The organism is Halorubrum xinjiangense (genome assembly GCF_049604745.1).
In the GTDB taxonomy this organism is placed as follows: Archaea; Halobacteriota; Halobacteria; order Halobacteriales; family Haloferacaceae; genus Halorubrum; species Halorubrum xinjiangense_A.
Genome location: NZ_CP187140.1, coordinates 851,023 through 867,386 on the forward strand (window position 1 = coordinate 851,023; position 16,364 = coordinate 867,386).

The window sequence follows — 16,364 nt, forward strand, 5'->3', positions numbered from 1 at the left end:
TCCATGTACGACCGAATACTCGTTCCCACTGACGGCAGCGACGTCGCGGAGGCCGCCGTCGACCACGCGCTCGACCTCGCGGAGAAGTACGACGCCGAGGTCCACGCGCTGTACGTGGTCGACATCGACTCCGTGAACTTCAGCCTCGGCACCGAGCAGGTCGACCGGCTCAAGCAGGGCCGGTTCGACGAGATGGGCGAGCTGAAAGAGCAGGCCGACGAGGCGACCGGCGTGGTCGCCGACCGCGGCGACGAACGCGGCGTCGACGTCGTCGAGCACGTCTCGGGCGGCCGGCCGCACAAGGTGATCGGCGACTACGCCGAGAACCACGACATCGACCTCATCGTGATGGGGAGTCACGGCCGCGCGGGCGTCCGCCGCGCGCTGCTGGGTAGCGTCACGGAGCGCACCCTGCGCTCGACGCACGTCCCCATCCTCGTCGTCGACTACCTCGACGAGGACTGAGCCCCGGTCCGGCCGGGACGCTCTCGGTCGCACCGCGGTCGACCTCCGCACGACCCGCGAACCGTTTCCTCGCGCGCTCGACGCCGCGCGATTCCGCAACACCGACGTAACCCCCCGCACACACTCAGTTCATGCCCGACTCGGACGCCCCGGAGACGCCGGACGACCAGCCGACCGACCCGAGCGTCGCCGACCGCGCCCGGCACGTGCTCAGCGAGAACGGCACCGGGATGCTCCAGGACCTGCTGTTCGCGCTCGTGTGGGTGGGGATCGCGTCGTCGCTGTACAACGTCGCCTTCTCGACGGCCCCGCAGTGGGTGCTGTACATGTTCATGCTCGCGGGGATCCCGGCCTACTTCGGGTTCTTCATCTCGCTGGAGATGGCCAAGGAGCGCAGCGCGCGCTGACGGCCTTTTTCGAATCAGGTATCGCCGCGCCGCTCACCCGGCGAGGTCGCGGATGTCGGAGACGTCGAGCAGCCGTTCGTCCGGATTCAGCGCGGCGCGGTACGTCGCCCGCGCGACGGTGTCGACGGAGAGCGGCCGCGCCTCGCCGAGCCGCGACGCGAGCGGCGGGGCGCTCGCGACGAACCGGAGGACGCGGTCCGCGACGCCGGGGACGTGCGGCTGTCCCGCACCGTAGACGGGACCGGGACGGAGGGTGACGACGTCGAGGTCGAGGTCGGCGATAGAGGCCTCGGCGCGGCGCTTGGCCGTCAGGTAGGCGTTTCGGATACCGGGCGGCTTCGCCGCCGCGGAGAGGAAGACGAACGCGTCGACGCCGGCGCGTTCCGCCTCCAGCGCCGTGAGGAGGGCCGCGTCCCCGTTGACGCGCTCGAAGGTGACGCCCTCCGTCGGCGCCTCGGTGAGCGTTCCGACCGAGTGGACCACGGCGTCGACGCCGTCGAGGCGGTCGCGCCACGCGTTCGGGCGGAAGAGGTCAGCGCTCGTCCACGAGACGGCGTCCGCCCACGCCTCGTCGACGTCGGGGCGGCCGCTCCGCGAGACGCTGCGGACCTCGTGGTCGTCGCGGACCGCGAACCGGCAGACGTCGCGTCCGATGAAGCCGCTGCCGCCGACGACGAGGAGGGTCGACATGTGCCGTGGTACGCGCCGCGTCGTCTTGGGGCTTCGGGACCGGCGGCGGGGAGAAAAATCAGTCCGCGCTCAGCGCCGCAGGAACCCGAGGAGCCGGTAGTCGCCGTCGGGGTCGTACCGGCGGAACAGGAGGCTGTTCGTCAGCACCGACACCGACGAGAACGCCATCGCCCCGGCCGCGAGGACGGGCTGGAGCAGCCCGAGCGACGCCAGCGGGATCATCGCCGTGTTGTAGCCGAGCGCCCACACGAGGTTCTGTTTGATCTTCTGGAGCGTCGCGTCGGAGACGCGGATCGCCTTCACGACGTCGAGCGGGTCGTCGCGCATCAGCGTCACGTCGGCGGCCTCGATGGCCACGTCGGTCCCGGAGCCGATGGCGGTGCCGACGTACGCGACCGCGAGCGCCGGCGCGTCGTTGACGCCGTCGCCGACCATCATCGCCCGGCGACCGTCGGACTGGATCGCCTCGACCGCGTCCGACTTGTCCTCGGGGAGGACGCCGGCGCGGACGTTGTCGGGGTCGATCCCGACCTGCTCGGCGACCGCGCGGGCGGTGCGCTCGTTGTCGCCCGTGATCATCATCACGTCGATGCCGCGGTCGCGGAGCTGACTCACCGCCTCCTTCGCGCTCGGCTTCACCGTGTCCGCGTCGGCGACGACGCCGAGGAGCTCGCCCCCGTCCGCGCCGTCTCGAATCCGGGCGACGAGCATCGCCGTCTTCCCCTCGCTCTCTAAGCGCTCCATCGTCTCGGCGGCGGGCGAGGGGTCGATCCCGGCGTCGCGCAGCAGCTTCCGGTTACCGACCAGCACCTCGTCGCCCTCGACGGTCGCTTTCACCCCGTGTCCGGGGACGTTCTCGAACGACTCAGGGTCGGCGAGGTCGAGTCCGCGCGACTCGGCGCCGTCGACGATCGCCTGCGCGAGCGGGTGTTCGCTGCCGCGCTCCGCGCTCGCGGCGAGCCGGAGGACCTCGTCCTCGTCGGCCCGCGCGCCGGTCGCGGCGTCGTCGCCGGCGTCCGTGAGGTCGTCGCCGGTCATCGGCGCCTCCTCGCCCTCGGCGACCGTGCCGCCGTCGGGGAGCTCGCCGACCGCGACCACGTCCGTGAGCTCCATCTCGCCTTTCGTGAGCGTCCCCGTCTTGTCGAACACCACGGTGTCGACGTCCTTCGCGCGTTCGAGGACGTCGCCGCCCTTGAACAGGACGCCGTGTTGCGCGCCGATGGTTGTCCCGACCATCGTCGCGGCCGGCGTCGCGAGGCCGAGCGCGCAGGGACACGCGATCAGGACCGAGGAGGCGAAGACGACGATCGCGAACTCGAACACCGAGACGGTCCCGCCGACCGCGCCGGGCCCGCCCGCGACCTGGCCCCACAGCGGGAGCCAGTCGACGAACGCGGCGAGCGTCTCGGGGAAGGCGAACCAGACCACCGCCCAGAACAGCGCGTTCGCGATGACCGCGGGCACGAAGTACGCGGAGATGCGGTCAGCGAGGTTCTGGATCTCCGGCTGGCGGGACTGCGCCTCCTTCACCGTCTGAACGATCTGCTGGAGGGCGGTGTCCGCGCCGACCTTCGTCGCCTCGACGACGAGGAGCCCGTTCTCGTTGATGGTGGAGCCGACGACCTCGTCGCCCTCGGCCTTCTCCACGGGGACGGACTCGCCCGTCACCATCGACTCGTCGACGGCCGACTGCCCCTCGACGACGACGCCGTCGGTCGGGACCTGCTCGCCGGGGCGGACCTTCATCCGGTCGCCGACCGCGACCTCGTCGATCGGGACCTCGCGTTCGGTCCCGTCCTCGTCGACGAGGGTGGCGGTGTCGGCCTCCATCTCCAGGAGCTTCCGGAGCGCCTCACCGGCCTGCCCCTTCGAGCGGGCCTCGAGGTAGTTGCCGAGCGTGATGAAGACGAGGATGAGCGCGGCCGTGTCGAAGTAGACGCTCCCGGCGACCAGGTTGAGGAGGACGGCGACCGAGTAGACGTACGCCGTCGTCGAGCCTAGCGCGATCAGCACGTCCATGTTGGCGCGCCCGTTCGTGACCAGCGCCTTGTAGGAGTTCACGTAGAACGGTCGACCGAGCACGACCTGGACCGGCGTCGCGAGCGCGGCCGCAACCCAGTGGATCCCAACGCCGAACACGCGGTCCGGCACGACCGCACCCCCGAGGAGGAGGTTGTCTACGAGGAAGAAGAGCAGCGGCGCGGAGAGCGCGGCGCCGAACAGCGTCAGCCGTCGCTGCTTTCGTATCTCGGCGTTTCGAGCCGCGTCGCGCGCGCTCTCGCCGGAGCCGTCCCCTTCCCCGTCGGTGCTCTGCCCGTCCGCGCCCTCGTTCTCTCGGACGGGCGAGTAGCCCGCGTCCTCGACGGCGTCGTACAGCGCCGACAGCGAGGTCTCCGCGGGATTGTACCGTACCTGCGCCTCGTCGGTCGCGTAGTTCACGTCGGCGTCGACGACGCCGGGCACGGCTTCGAGCGCGTCGCGGTTGGCGTCCGCGCAGTTCGCGCACGTCATGTCGGTGATCGCGACGGTCGCCGTCTCCGAGACCGCGCCGTAGCCCGCGTCTTCGATCGCGTCGTAGATCGACGCGAGCGACGTCGCCTCCGGGTCGTACTCGACAGTCGCCTCGTCGGTGGCGTAGTTCGCGTCCGCCCGCGAGACGCCGTCTATCGACTCCACGGCGTCGCCGACGCTCGCCGAGCAGTTGGCGCAGCTCATCCCCGTGATGTCGAGGTGGGTCGTTCTGGTGCTCATCTTGGTTGGTACTACGGGCTACTCCCTTAGTGCGCTTTCCCCTTCGAAACCAAAGATTTCAGCGGCCGGGATCTTCGGATCGAAAGCGATCAAGGGGTGGTGACCTCCGAGGGGGAAACGACGGTGCGAAATCGGTCGGAACTCGCCGACTCCGTCCGCGGTCCGAGTCCACGGACCGACTCACTCCACCGAGTCCCCGGAACGCGGCGAAGAAAGACTATTGGAAGCGGCGCCTCGTACCCACGTCATGGCCCGTTTGGAGCGACTCAGGGTGTATCCGGTGAAGGGGTTAGACGGGGTTGACGTCGACGGCGTCCGAGTCCTCGACGGCGGAACGCTGAAACGCGACCGCGAGTTCGCGCTGTTCGACGCCGACGGCGACGTGATCAACGGGAAGCGGACCGACCGAGTCCACGACCTCGCGACCGACTTCGACACCGAGTCGGGCACGCTCCGGGTCGAGACGCCCGATGGGACCGTCCGGCGGTTCGACCTCGACGGGGAGCCCGCCCACGCTGCCGAGTGGTTCGGCGACTTCTTCGACGCGGAGCTCCGACTGCGGCGGGACGAATCCCTAGGATTCGTCGACCGGCGTGAGATGGGCCCCTCCGTCGTCAGCACGGCGACGCTGGAGGAAGTCGCCTCGTGGTTCGACGGGATGACCGTCGAGAGCGCGCGTCGTCGCCTCCGCGCGAACATTGAGGTGGCGGGCGTCCCGGCGTTCTGGGAGGACCGGTTCGTCGGCGACGGGGCGCCGGCGTTCGAGATTGGCGGCGTCCGCGTCGAGGGCGTGACGCCCTGCGGGCGGTGCGTCGTCCCCGAGCGCGACCCCGACACCGGCGAGCCGACGCCGGAGTTCCGCGAGCGGTTCGTTGAGCGGCGCGAGGCGACGTTCCCCGAGTGGGCCGACGAGGATGCGTTCGACCACTACTACTCGCTGATGACAATCGCGCGGATACCCGAGCGCGACCGCGGCGAGACGCTCCGCGTCGGCGACGAGGTCACGGTCGGCGACTGAGCGCGAGAGCGGACTCGTCGGTCGCACGCGCTCGGTCCAACGCCGAAATTCCCGTCACGAGCGCCGAAGACCCCGGAGAGAGCGCACGCGGCGGCGATCCGGCGCGGCACGCAACACTTATGACCACGTCGGGTGACTGTTAGGGTGCGATGGCGACAGGCAAGGTTGACTTCTTCAACGACACTGGCGGCTACGGATTCATCGAGACTGACGACGCTGACGAGGACGTGTTCTTCCACATGGAAGACGTCGGCGGCCCGGACCTCGAGGAGGGACAGGAGGTAGAGTTCGAGATTGAGGAGGCGGACAAGGGTCCGCGCGCGACGAACCTCACTCGGCTGTAGCTCGGTCGCGGCATCCGCTACCGGCGAAATCGGACAGCTCTCGAAACGCGTTCCGCGTATATTATCACCGCGAGCGACGGCGCCGCCGTTTTGGTCGGCGAGCCGGGATCGATTCGCATGGAGGCAGACGACCTCGACGCGTTCGTCGCCGAGAACCTCGACCGCTACGCCGAGACGCAGGGCGTCCTCCCCGAGCGGCTCGACGAGTTCGGCGAGCGGTACCGGTCGCAGGGGCACCTGACCCGCGATCAGCTGTACGAGATCGCCTACGAGTCGTCCACGCGGAGCGCCTACCACGTCGAGAAGAACCCCGAGTCCCGGTGTCGTGAGGTGACGCGCAACGCCCGCGCCGTCGACGGTGACTTCTCGGCGATCCACCTGATCACCGGCCTCGCGGGATTCAAGGCACCGACCGCCTCGTGCGTGCTGGCCGCGCTCGACGGCGACCGCCACGCCGTCGTCGACACGCGCGTCTGGGCGTCCTTAGAGCGGCTCGGCTACCTCGACGGCCGCAAGGAGTCGTTCAACGCCGCGGACTACGTGACGATGATCGAGCCGATCCGCGAGATCGCCGACGAAACGGGGCACCGCGCGGTCGACGTGGGATATGCGCTGTTCGCGCACGACGCCCACGTGCGGGAGGGGACGCTCCACTAACGCGTTTGAGAGACCGGCGCCGGAAGCCGGATCTTCAAGTCGCTCCGGTGAAACGCGCGTGACATGCCCTCCCGCAGACGATTCCTCCGAGCAGGGGCGGCGGGCGCTCTCGCCGGCCTCGCGGGGTGTTCGGCGGTCCCGGCTCCGCGGCCGATGCTGGACCTCACCGTGAGTAACGTGCGCGACACCGCCGTCGACCTCGGCGTGCGGTTCCTCCGGTCGGACGTCACGGAGCGGAGCGAGGCGCTCGTCTATCGCAAAAACGTCGAGGTTCCGCCGGACGCGGGCTCGGACGACCCTTGGACGGTCGAGGATATCCTCTCGGACCGGCCGTACCGGATCGAGGTCGAAGACCGGAGTACCCGGAGTTCGCACCATTATCACTACCAACCGGACTGTTCCGACGACGATCCGTACGACATCGGCGTCCTCGTCCGCTTCAACCCGGAGGGCGGCGTCGCGTTCTCGCAGACCACGTGCTCGTCCGACGCGCCCTTCCTGTAAGTCGCGGAACTGGGCCGCACGGGGTCCCAGAGTGTCGTGCCGCTCAGAGCGGGTACTCGACGCCGGTCGCCTCGGTCGAGTACTCCCAGAGCTTCCGGGCGTCCGCGCGGTCGTAGGAGGCGTCGTTCGACCGGCCGACGGTCGGGTGGCCGCGCATGTTCATGAGGCCGCCGGGCTCGACGTAGGCGCCGCCGTCGACGTCGGTCGTCGCCGCGTATAGCATGGGTTCAACGCCGATCTCGGGGTCTTGCCCCAGCACCGCGTTCGCGGCCTTCATGCCGACCTTCATGAGAGGGTTCCCGCTCTCGGCCGCCGTCCGCATTTGGAGATTCGTGTCGGTGTAGCCGGGGTGGCAGGCGACGCTGCGGATCCCGGGCTCGTCGGGCTCGTCGGTCTCGTCGCTGTCGCCATTCGTCGCGTCGAGGCGCCGCTGAAGCTCGTAGGCGAACAGCAGGTTCGCGAGCTTGCTGCGCCCGTACGCCTTCCACTTGCCGTACGACTCCTCCCAGTTGAGGTCGGCGAAGTCCATCTCGCCCTGCTCGTGGGCGCCCGACGACTGCGTGACGACGCGGGCGTCGCCGTCGATCCCCTCCGCCGCGTCGAGGAGGTCGAACAGCCGGCCCGTGAGCGCGAAGTGCCCGAGGTGGTTGACGCCGAACTGCGTCTCGAAGCCGTCAGCGGTCTCGCTCCGCGGGATCGCCATCACCCCGGCGTTGTTACAGAGGACGTCGACCGCGTCGTAGTCGGCGCCGAGGTCCTCAGCGAACGACTCGACCGAGTCGAGCGAAGCGAGGTCGCACTCGCGGACGTCGAGTTCGCCGTCGACCTCGCCGCCCGCGTCGGCGCGGATCTCGCGGGCCGCCTCCTCGCCGCGGTCGACGCTCCGACACGCCATCACGACGGTCGCGCCCCGGGCGGCGAACGCGCGGGTCCCCTCGAAGCCGAGCCCGCTGTTCGCGCCCGTGACGACGACCGTCTTCTCGTCCAGTCGCGGCATCTCGTCGGTCGTCCAGTCTGCCATGAAGTATCGAAGGGGCGTCACGGGGAGAAACCTGTCGGCGCCCGAACCGGTGATCCGAAAAATCTGTACCGAAGCGAGGTCGGAGCCGTCCGATCAGACTTGCTCGAACCCCCCGAGCACAACCGCGATCGCGTCTTTCGACGGCACGTCGCGGACGCCGTACTCGGTCGGATGCTGCTGCTCGTGCGGGTACTCCTGCGGCTGCGGGACCTCGTACGTCTCGTTGCCGTCGAAGTCCTTGAGGAACGCCCGGGTGATCATCGGCTTGACGAACGCCAGCTGCGACGTTTCGGCGTCGCCGGTGAACCCTTGGATGAGTGTGTTATCGAAATCTTCCGGGGTCCCCGGCTCACCCGGCCCATCCGGGAGTTCGGGTGCGTCTGCGGGAGCCGTGTGTTCGCCCATATCAGTGATGTAGCGCTGGTCGGCAACCGGATCGGGCGAGCGTTCGTACCCGTCCGGAAGCTGGTCGTAATCGAAGCTCGTCTCCGCCACTTTACCGTCGAGATCCGGAGCCGGGCCGTCTGTGTACTCGCCGTTCCCGGTGTCGTACGGCGGGAGCTGCGGCCCCTCGACTGCGTCGACCGTCTCCGGGTCGAGCATGTGGAAGTGGATGTCGAAGTGGGGTGCTTCCCACGCGCCTTTGCCGCCCAAGTGACCGTCCGGATTCCAGTTGAGTCCAAGGAACGTAAACGGCGTTCGCTCCGCGGCCGGGAACTCGACGAAGAACTGTAGTGACTGCTTGAAGTGGACCGTCGTCGCCTGCCCGCTGGCGCCGTACTTGTCGTCCTCGTCGCGGTTGTCGGCGTCCTTGAGAGCCGCCGTGTCCGGCAACCCCTCCAGCGCCGCCCGGCCGAACTCCACCCCGTGGTACTTCGGCTTGCCCGACGGCGTCTCCGTCGTGAACGTCCTGACCGACCCGTTCCCGAGGTCGACGCTCCGCCCGTACTCGGTGATTCCCGTCGGCGGAAATCCGCCGGGGCCGTTTTCCCGACCTCGTCCCGGTTCGCCCGCGACGCCCCCCGCCCCCCAGACGAGAGCGGCGCCGGCCGCGGCCGCGCCCCGGAGCACCGCCCGTCGGTTCGCCTCCCGCTGTCGAGTCGTGCTTCGCGCTCGGTTCGCCCCTCCCGTCGCGTCTTCGTCTGTCATCAGTGTGCTCCCTCCCGACACAGTTGGTGTCAAGTGACACGTCACCGTGTCAAACTATTCAATATATTTAAATTATTTCAATGTATCGGCGCGTGAGGCGCCGAGCGGTCGACACGGAGCGGTTTGCGCTCGTCTCGGCACTCTGTCCGCGAGAGCGACCCACACAGCCGGTCGAGATGACGTCTGACGCCGGGCTCCACTTTCACCTCGCCGCCGGTGCGTTTTTAGGTGCCTCGGAGGTAGGAAGGTGTACCGAATGACGTCCTTCCAGTCGACGATCGGCGACGAGGAGGGGATCGCGGAGGAGCTGGCCGAGGGCCAGCGCGAGATCTCCATCGCCGAGTTCTTCGAGAAGAACAAACACATGCTCGGGTTCGACTCGGGCGCCCGCGGGCTCGTCACTGCCGTCAAAGAGGCGGTCGACAACGCCCTCGACGCGACCGAGGAGGCCGGGTACCTCCCCGACATCTACATCGAGATCGAGGAGGTGGGCGACTACTACCGGCTCGTCATCGAGGACAACGGGCCGGGCATCACGAAAGAACAGCTCCCGAAAGTGTTCGGGAAGCTCCTGTATGGGAGTCGTTTTCATGCCAGGGAGCAGTCGCTAACTCCGGACCAACAACTGCTCGTTAGACGGGACGGAAACGTGGAGTACATCCCTATCGGGGTACTCTGTGACGCGTACCTCTCGGGAGACGGTGACGCGACTGCTCCGATCCCCGACGCGATTGAAGTTCCATCGTTCAATCGCGAGACGCAGGAAATGAGCTGGCAGCCGGTCACTCACGCGATCCGTCACGAAACGGACGAACGTACCTACGAGATAGAGACCCAGAAGGGGAGAACCGTCGAGGTCACCGGGAACCACAGCGTGTTCAGCGTCGACTCGAACGGAGACACACAGGAGGTGAAAGCCGGCGAACTCGAATCCGGAGACACGCTCCTCACGCCCCGCACGCTACCATCGACCGATCGGACCGTCGAGGAGATCAATCTCCTCGAGCACGTCGACCGCGAGGAGTTTGCCGATCGGCGTGTCTACGTCTACGGTTTCGAACAAGAGACGCTCAAGCAGCTCCAGACCGAAGAGACGGTTCGCCGGAAGCCGACGGGAGAAAGCGACCGAAAGCGCACGTATTACCGATACGACGGTGTCGAGATCCTGAAGGACAGCCTCGACCAGAACTACATCCAGAAAGGGTATCTCCCGGCGGAGACGGTCTTGGAACTCGGTTGGGAAGAGAAAGCAGCCGACTGCGATTTCAAGACGTACCGGGTCGGCGGCGACGAGACGACGCTTCCGGTGTCGCTCCCGGTCGACGAGTCGCTGGTCGAGATGCTGGCGTACTACGTGTCCGAGGGACACGCGGGACCGCGACAAGTCGGATTCACGTTCGGAAGCCATGAATCGGATCTGATCGAAGCGACGGAACAGGCAGTACAGACGATCGGTGGAGCGACGACGACAGTCGAACGAGAGCGCAACTCGACGCGCGTGAAGGCGTTCGGCTCTCCGCTGGCGCTGTTCTTGAAATCCGTCTGCGGCGATGCCGCCGATAATAAGCGGGTTCCGGGCTTCGTCTTCGACCTCGATCCGGACCTCCAGCGCCGGTTTATCGGAGCGCTCTACGAGGGAGACGGGTCCGATTCGCACCCGAGCAACGAACTGTCTCACACGACGCGAAGCGAGACGTTAGCTCGTCAGGTCTCGACGCTCTGGAACATGCAGGGCGTCCTCGCGAGTACGGAGGTTTCGGAAGACACCGACGGGTACGGCGACGGTATCTCCACGAAGTACCGGACGAAGGTGTACGGGTCCGACATCGATACCGTCGATGCGCTCAAAAGCTCGGATTCCCCGCGGACACAGCAGTACAAGCGAGTCCCGACCGCGCTACTCGACGACGTGCGTGTCAGCGACGCCGACACTGAAACGGTACCCGACACGATTCCCGGATTGCTGATGGGTGCCGGAATCGGATCGAACCGAGAACACGCGGAGACCTACGCCTCACTGATCGAACGCGCTCTGGACGGGGATCAGATCGACGAGCCGAGGTACGCACACAACCTTCAGGAGTACGGGCTCCTCGACGACGCCGGCTTCGCGACAGGTTTGCTCGATTCGCTCTGGGAAACGGTCACCGACCTACACGGAATCACGGACACGGACATGTGCTTGCTCTCGGTGAAGAACGTAACCGAGACCGAGCCGCCGGAGTACGTGTACGACATCTCCGTTCCGGGCGAATCCGGGACTGATGAAAACTTCGTCGTCTCCAACGAGGGCGCACTGAGCGTGAAAAACAGTCGCGGCCAGCAGGGGATCGGGATTTCAGCGGCTGTACTGTACTCTCAGTTGACTTCCGGCCAGCCGGCGAAGATCACCTCGCGCCCGAAGGGCCAGTCGCGGGCGCAGTACTTCGAGCTCATCATCGACACGGACACGAACGAGCCGGAGATCCAGGCCGACGAGGAGACGACCTGGGACCGCCCGCACGGCACCCGGATCGAGCTGGAGATGGAGGCGAACATGCGCGCCCGCCAGCAGCTCCACGACTACGTGAAACACACCGCGGTCGTCAACCCCCACGCGCGGCTCGAACTGCGCGAGCCCGGGCTCGACGAGCCGCTGAAGTTCGAGCGCGCGACCGACGAGCTGCCCGCGGAGACGAAGGAGATCCGCCCGCACCCGCACGGCGTCGAGCTCGGAACGCTGATCAAGATGCTGGAGGCGACCGAGTCGTACTCCGTCTCCGGGTTCCTCCAAGAGGAGTTCACGCGGGTCGGTAAGAAGACCGCCGACAGCGTGATCGACAACTTCCGCGACGTGTACTACGGCCGCGAGCTCGCCTGGTCGCCGCCGCGCGCACACGACGACCGCGACGTCGCGAGCGCGGTCGCGGACGCGGTCGCCAACAAGGGCGCGGAGGCGACGACCGCCTTCGCGGACGGCGTCGCCGAGACGCTCGGGAACCACGATCGGATCACCCGCTCCGAACTCGCTGAGATCGTCGACAACACCGCGGAGACGGTCGAGGGCGACACCGGCAAGACGTTCGGCGGGACCGTCCGCGAAAACGCGGTCGACGCCGCGTGGCGGGCGGTGACGGGGATCGGCAGCGAGGGTGACGCGGACACAGAGTCGGACGACGACGAGGTCGAAGAGTCGCCGCTCGTCCCCGATGTGTACGCCCTCGTCGACGAGGCGACGTCGACGCGGAAGGACGACGCCGCCGTTCAGGCGATGGCCGAGGCGCTCGCACGGCGCTTCGAGAACCTCGACGGCGACGCGTTCCGGATCACCCGCGACGACCTCGAACGGCTCGTGGCGGACGCGGCCAGTTTCGTCGCCGAGCAGCGCGACGCGACGTTCGGGGAGACCGCCCGCGAGAACGTCGTCGAGGCGTTCTGGTCGCGGGCGCAGACGGTGCCGGACGACCCGCCGAAGGTGAAGGCGATCGGGGGCGACCGCGACGCCGCCGCCGACCTGCTCGAAGCGATGCGGACGACGGACATCCTCGCGCCGCCGACCGACTGCCTCGCGCCGATCACAGCGGAGCTGGTCGAGGCCGGGCTGCGGAAGGAGTACGACGCCGACTTCTACGCGGCCGCGACCCGCGACGCCGAGGTCCACGGCGGCGACCCGTTTATCGTCGAGGCCGGCATCGCCTACGGCGGGGAGATTCCGGCGGAGGGGTCGGTGGAACTGCTCCGGTTCGCGAACCGCGTCCCGCTCGTCTACCAGCGCGGCGCCTGCGCGACGACGGACGTGATAAAGTCGATCGGCTGGCGCAACTACGGGCTCGACCAGCCCGGCGGCTCGGGGATGCCGAACGGGCCGGCGGTGATAAGCATCCACGTCGCCTCCACGAACGTTCCGTTCACGAGCGAGTCGAAGGACGCGCTCGCGAACGTCCCCGAGATCGAAGACGAGATCGAGCTCGCCGTGCGGGAGGCCGCCCGCGAGCTGAAGTCGTTCCTCAACAAGCGGCGCTCGATGCAGCAGCGCCGGGAGAAACAGGACGTGCTCGGCCGGATCCTCCCGGAGATGGCCGACAAGGTCTCGGAGGTCACGGGCCGGCCGCGCCCCGACATCGACGGCGCGCTGGCGCGGATCATGAACAACGTGAGCGTCGAGCGCGAGGTGGACGACGAGACGGTGACGCTCGTCGTCGAGAACCACTCCGACGTGAACGAACAGCTGGAGATCACGGACATCGTCTCGACGGAGCCCACCGACCTCTCGGACGGGACGGTGGTGGACATGGACGGCGAGTGGTTCGTCCAGTGGAAGCCCGAGGTGCCCTCGGGCGACGAGCGGGAACTGACGTACGCGGTCGACGGCGACCCCGAGTTCGAGGTCAGCGTCGGCGGCGTGGAGACCGAGAAACTCACGGTGAACGATTAAATGACGACCGAAAGCGACGCACGAGACGAGCTGATCGACCTGGCGGCGGACTTCTACGACCAGTTCGCCGACGGGAAGATCCCGGAGATGACGCTTCCCACGCGGACGAAGAGCAACATCGAGTACGACGAGGCGAGCGGCGTCTGGACCTACGGCGACCGCACCTCGACGCGCAGCGCCAACTCGGTCCGGGGCGCGCGCAAGCTACTGAAGGCAGCCTACACGATCGAGTTCCTCGCGAATCAGCTCGACGACGACCGCTCGTCGACGCTGCGTGAGCTCTACTACCTCTCGGAGTCGTGGGACAACGACGAGGCGCAGTTCAAGAGCCAAGACGAGTCGAACGACCTCGTCGAGGACTTAGAGATCGTCACGGGCGTCACCCGCGAGGACTTCCACATGCGCCCGGAGGAGTCGGGCGCGAAGGTGATGGGCCCGCTGGAGATCCGCGAGCAGACCAACCGCGGCGACCGCGAGATCCACTGTCAGCTCGACGTCGGCCAGGGCGGCTACCAGATCCCCAACAACCCGGACACCATCGAGTTCCTCGACAACGACGCCGAGTTCGTCCTCTGCGTCGAGACCGGCGGGATGCGCGACCGGCTCGTCGAGAACGGGTTCGACGAGGAACACGACGCCCTCGTCGTCCACCTCGGCGGCCAGCCCGCGCGCGCCACGCGCCGGCTGACGAAGCGCTTCCGCGACGAGCTCGACCTCCCGGTGGTGGTGTTCACTGACGGCGACCCGTGGTCCTACCGGATCTACGGCTCCGTGGCGTACGGCTCGATCAAGTCCGCGCACCTCTCGAAGTACCTCGCGACGCCCGAGGCGCGGTTCATCGGCATCCAGCCGGAGGACATCGTCGAGTACGACCTGCCCTCGGACCCGCTCTCGGATTCGGACATCAACGCCTTAGAATCCGAGCTGGAGGACCCGCGCTTCCAGACCGACTACTGGGAAGAGCAGATCGAGCTCCAGCTCGACATCGGGAAGAAGTCCGAACAGCAGTCGCTCGCGAGCCGCGGCCTCGACTTCGTCACCGACACCTACCTCCCCGAGCGGCTCGGGGAAATGGGCGTGATCTAAGCGCGTCGTCGAGGGCGCCCTACTCGTCGGCGTAAACGATCTCGTCGACCTCTCGCCGCTTGGCGTCCGCGTCGTCGTTCGGATATTTATAAACGACGCCGTCGTCCTCGTCGGTCGTCGCGTTGTGCGAGCCGTCACAGAGCGGCTTCTCGTCTGAGAGACCGCACTGGCAGACGTATATCATCCCGTCGTCTCCCATGTCGGACTCGTCGAGCTTTGCCGGCCCGCGCTCCTCGTGGGTGACTTCGCGTGCCATGCGAACCGATCCGCCGCGAGGGTGAAACCAATTGGGTCGACACCGACGCGCCGTCGCGGCCGCCCCGACCGCCGCAACCCCCTTGCCCGTGGGGGCCGTATCGGTGGTATGAGCGAGACCGACGAGCGCGACCCGAAGGAACTGACCGACGAGGAGTGGCGCGAACGGCTCTCCGAGGAGGAGTACCGCGTGCTCCGCGAGAGCGGCACGGAGGCGAAGTTCTCCGGCGAGTACGTCGACCACCATCCCGACGACGGGGAGTACCGCTGTCGGGCCTGCGGTACCGTCCTCTTCGAGGCCGAGACGAAGTACGAGTCCGGCTGCGGCTGGCCCGCCTTCTACGCCGCCGAGGAGGAGTCCGTGACCACGACGGTGGACACCAGCCACGGGATGCGCCGCACCGAGGTCCGGTGTGCGAACTGCGACTCGCATCTCGGCCACGTGTTCGATGACGGCCCCGAGCCCACCGGGAAGCGGTTCTGTATCAACTCGGTAGCGATGGAGTACGACGACGAATAAATCGTTGTTAGTGACTCGGCGGTGAACACCGCCAAAGCCCCAGTCGCGAGGACAGCGCACGCTCGCTGCGGTCCTCACTCGGTCGCTCACTTCGTTCGCTCCCTCGTTGTGGTCCTTACGTCACCTGCGCTGTCCTCGCGACTGCCCCTTTGAGTCCCACCCCACCGCACAGCAACCGCACCTCACACCTCCCAAGCCTCGTCAGTCGCCGTCGCTCCGCTCCGGCGACTGACTCCCTCGCACGCGCTCCTCGCGGCCTATCGGCCGCTCGGAGGCGCGCGCCACCGCGTTGTTTTTTTTTTAATTGATCGGCTCCGAGTCTACTATTTATCATCCCTCACAGAGCGGCAGTTGGACGACGAACACGGCGCCTTTCGGCTCGTTGTCCTCGATCCACACGTCGCCGCCGTAGATTTCGACGAGCGAGCGGACCAGGTACAGTCCGATCCCGGCGCCCGGGCTGTCGAGTCCCTTCTCGCCTTTGCCGAACACCTCGTCGCGCTGCCCCTCGGGGATCCCGGGTCCGTTGTCCGCGATCCGGACCTCGGCGACGCCGTCGGCCGCCTCGACCGTCGCGGACACCGTCACCTTCGGCGGGGTCTCGTCGTTGTGCTGGACCGCGTTCCGGAGAAGGTTCCGGAACACGGAGCTCAGCATCTCGTCGCCGACGACCTCGGCCTCGGGGAACGACCCCTCGACGGTGAAGACGGCCTCGGAGTAGGCGGAGCGGACCTCCTCGACCTGCTGTGAGAGGACTCGGTCGAGCGCGACCCGGCTCGGCTCGGCGTCGTCCCGGAGCATCACTTCCGCGAGGTCGCGGACGGTCGTGGTGAGCGAGACGGCGCTCTGGGTGTTCCGCTTTATCACCTCCAGATACTCTCTTCCCTCCTCGTCGACGTGGTCGTCGAGCAGCTCGGCGTACGCGCCGACGAGCTGGAGGTCGTTGCGGATGTCGTGTCGCATCACCTGGTTCAACAGCCGGAGGTCGTCGCGCTGGCGCTTGAGGCGCTCCTCGGGGTCCGCCTCGTCGCTCGCGTCGAAGATCACGTCGTCGCCCGGTTCGGCGCCCGCGTGGTCGCTCAT

The 16,364-nt window shown here is 67.6% G+C and carries 15 protein-coding genes; 9 read left to right on the top strand and 6 right to left on the bottom strand.

Annotated elements, in window-relative coordinates:
- The first annotated feature begins 3 nt into the window (after positions 1-3).
- Both ACOZ35_RS05240 and ACOZ35_RS05245 read left to right on the top strand, forming a co-directional pair.
- Positions 4-465 carry a universal stress protein gene (locus tag ACOZ35_RS05240; protein WP_424015390.1) on the top strand — a complete coding sequence of 154 codons (462 nt, stop codon included), beginning with the start codon at positions 4-6 and terminating at the stop codon, positions 463-465.
- A gap of 131 nt (positions 466-596) precedes the next feature.
- On the top strand, positions 597-872 hold the full coding sequence (locus tag ACOZ35_RS05245; RefSeq protein ID WP_424015391.1) for a hypothetical protein: 276 nt from the start codon (positions 597-599) through the stop codon (positions 870-872).
- Between the two features lie 33 nt (positions 873-905).
- Here the strand turns inward: ACOZ35_RS05245 and ACOZ35_RS05250 are convergent, their stop codons facing one another.
- Both ACOZ35_RS05250 and ACOZ35_RS05255 read right to left on the bottom strand, forming a co-directional pair.
- Positions 906-1,562, bottom strand: coding sequence for an NAD-dependent epimerase/dehydratase family protein (locus tag ACOZ35_RS05250; RefSeq protein ID WP_424015392.1), 657 nt, complete (start codon positions 1,560-1,562; stop codon positions 906-908).
- A gap of 69 nt (positions 1,563-1,631) precedes the next feature.
- A complete protein-coding gene (locus ACOZ35_RS05255; RefSeq protein ID WP_424015393.1) occupies positions 1,632-4,313 on the bottom strand; it encodes a heavy metal translocating P-type ATPase in 2,682 nt (893 codons plus the stop codon).
- A 247-nt stretch (positions 4,314-4,560) separates the two neighbouring features.
- On the opposite strand from ACOZ35_RS05255, the gene ACOZ35_RS05260 reads away from it, so the two are divergent.
- The 4 genes from ACOZ35_RS05260 (at position 4,561) to ACOZ35_RS05275 (ending at position 6,836) form a co-directional block, all read left to right on the top strand.
- A complete protein-coding gene (locus tag ACOZ35_RS05260) occupies positions 4,561-5,331 on the top strand; it encodes an MOSC domain-containing protein (RefSeq protein WP_424015394.1) in 771 nt (256 codons plus the stop codon).
- A gap of 149 nt (positions 5,332-5,480) precedes the next feature.
- Positions 5,481-5,675 carry a cold-shock protein gene (locus ACOZ35_RS05265; protein WP_004045866.1) on the top strand — a complete coding sequence of 65 codons (195 nt, stop codon included), beginning with the start codon at positions 5,481-5,483 and terminating at the stop codon, positions 5,673-5,675.
- A 117-nt stretch (positions 5,676-5,792) separates the two neighbouring features.
- Entirely contained in the window at positions 5,793-6,332 is a 540-nt protein-coding gene (locus ACOZ35_RS05270) for a hypothetical protein (protein ID WP_424015395.1), read from the top strand.
- A 63-nt stretch (positions 6,333-6,395) separates the two neighbouring features.
- Complete coding sequence (locus tag ACOZ35_RS05275) at positions 6,396-6,836, top strand: twin-arginine translocation signal domain-containing protein (protein WP_424015396.1); 441 nt, start codon at positions 6,396-6,398, stop codon at positions 6,834-6,836.
- Positions 6,837-6,879: 43 nt separating this feature from the next.
- Here the strand turns inward: ACOZ35_RS05275 and ACOZ35_RS05280 are convergent, their stop codons facing one another.
- A complete protein-coding gene (locus tag ACOZ35_RS05280) occupies positions 6,880-7,857 on the bottom strand; it encodes an oxidoreductase (RefSeq protein ID WP_424015397.1) in 978 nt (325 codons plus the stop codon).
- Positions 7,858-7,950: 93 nt separating this feature from the next.
- Complete coding sequence (locus ACOZ35_RS05285; protein ID WP_424015398.1) at positions 7,951-9,006, bottom strand: hypothetical protein; 1,056 nt, start codon at positions 9,004-9,006, stop codon at positions 7,951-7,953.
- Positions 9,007-9,262: 256 nt separating this feature from the next.
- On the opposite strand from ACOZ35_RS05285, the gene ACOZ35_RS05290 reads away from it, so the two are divergent.
- Together ACOZ35_RS05290 and ACOZ35_RS05295 are read left to right on the top strand one after the other, a co-directional pair.
- Positions 9,263-13,420 carry an ATP-binding protein gene (locus ACOZ35_RS05290; RefSeq protein WP_424016035.1) on the top strand — a complete coding sequence of 1,386 codons (4,158 nt, stop codon included), beginning with the start codon at positions 9,263-9,265 and terminating at the stop codon, positions 13,418-13,420.
- Positions 13,421-14,506, top strand: coding sequence for a DNA topoisomerase IV subunit A (locus ACOZ35_RS05295; protein WP_424015399.1), 1,086 nt, complete (start codon positions 13,421-13,423; stop codon positions 14,504-14,506).
- Between the two features lie 19 nt (positions 14,507-14,525).
- Here ACOZ35_RS05295 and ACOZ35_RS05300 read toward each other — a convergent pair whose 3' ends face one another.
- Positions 14,526-14,762, bottom strand: coding sequence for a CDGSH iron-sulfur domain-containing protein (locus tag ACOZ35_RS05300; protein WP_424015400.1), 237 nt, complete (start codon positions 14,760-14,762; stop codon positions 14,526-14,528).
- Positions 14,763-14,870: 108 nt separating this feature from the next.
- Here ACOZ35_RS05300 and msrB point away from each other — a divergent pair, with 108 nt between their 5' ends.
- Positions 14,871-15,281, top strand: coding sequence for a peptide-methionine (R)-S-oxide reductase MsrB (gene msrB / locus ACOZ35_RS05305; RefSeq protein ID WP_424015401.1), 411 nt, complete (start codon positions 14,871-14,873; stop codon positions 15,279-15,281).
- Between the two features lie 330 nt (positions 15,282-15,611).
- Here the strand turns inward: msrB and ACOZ35_RS05310 are convergent, their stop codons facing one another.
- Positions 15,612-16,364: a sensor histidine kinase gene (locus ACOZ35_RS05310; protein ID WP_424015402.1), complete on the bottom strand. Its 753-nt coding sequence runs from the start codon at positions 16,362-16,364 to the stop codon at positions 15,612-15,614.

Excerpts from the sequence above, each read along its gene's own strand:
- ACOZ35_RS05295 (WP_424015399.1), top strand. The coding sequence starts at position 13,421 with ATGACGACCGAAAGCGACGCACGAGACGAGCTGATCGACCTGGCGGCG.
- ACOZ35_RS05285 (WP_424015398.1), bottom strand. The coding sequence starts at position 9,006 with ATGACAGACGAAGACGCGACGGGAGGGGCGAACCGAGCGCGAAGCACG.
- ACOZ35_RS05300 (WP_424015400.1), bottom strand. The coding sequence starts at position 14,762 with ATGGCACGCGAAGTCACCCACGAGGAGCGCGGGCCGGCAAAGCTCGAC.
- ACOZ35_RS05240 (WP_424015390.1), top strand. The coding sequence starts at position 4 with ATGTACGACCGAATACTCGTTCCCACTGACGGCAGCGACGTCGCGGAG.
- ACOZ35_RS05310 (WP_424015402.1), bottom strand. The coding sequence starts at position 16,364 with ATGAGCGACCACGCGGGCGCCGAACCGGGCGACGACGTGATCTTCGAC.
- msrB (WP_424015401.1), top strand. The coding sequence starts at position 14,871 with ATGAGCGAGACCGACGAGCGCGACCCGAAGGAACTGACCGACGAGGAG.
- ACOZ35_RS05260 (WP_424015394.1), top strand. The coding sequence starts at position 4,561 with ATGGCCCGTTTGGAGCGACTCAGGGTGTATCCGGTGAAGGGGTTAGAC.
- ACOZ35_RS05280 (WP_424015397.1), bottom strand. The coding sequence starts at position 7,857 with ATGGCAGACTGGACGACCGACGAGATGCCGCGACTGGACGAGAAGACG.
- ACOZ35_RS05255 (WP_424015393.1), bottom strand. The coding sequence starts at position 4,313 with ATGAGCACCAGAACGACCCACCTCGACATCACGGGGATGAGCTGCGCC.
- ACOZ35_RS05265 (WP_004045866.1), top strand. The coding sequence starts at position 5,481 with ATGGCGACAGGCAAGGTTGACTTCTTCAACGACACTGGCGGCTACGGA.
- ACOZ35_RS05290 (WP_424016035.1), top strand. The coding sequence starts at position 9,263 with ATGACGTCCTTCCAGTCGACGATCGGCGACGAGGAGGGGATCGCGGAG.
- ACOZ35_RS05275 (WP_424015396.1), top strand. The coding sequence starts at position 6,396 with ATGCCCTCCCGCAGACGATTCCTCCGAGCAGGGGCGGCGGGCGCTCTC.
- ACOZ35_RS05245 (WP_424015391.1), top strand. The coding sequence starts at position 597 with ATGCCCGACTCGGACGCCCCGGAGACGCCGGACGACCAGCCGACCGAC.
- ACOZ35_RS05270 (WP_424015395.1), top strand. The coding sequence starts at position 5,793 with ATGGAGGCAGACGACCTCGACGCGTTCGTCGCCGAGAACCTCGACCGC.
- ACOZ35_RS05250 (WP_424015392.1), bottom strand. The coding sequence starts at position 1,562 with ATGTCGACCCTCCTCGTCGTCGGCGGCAGCGGCTTCATCGGACGCGAC.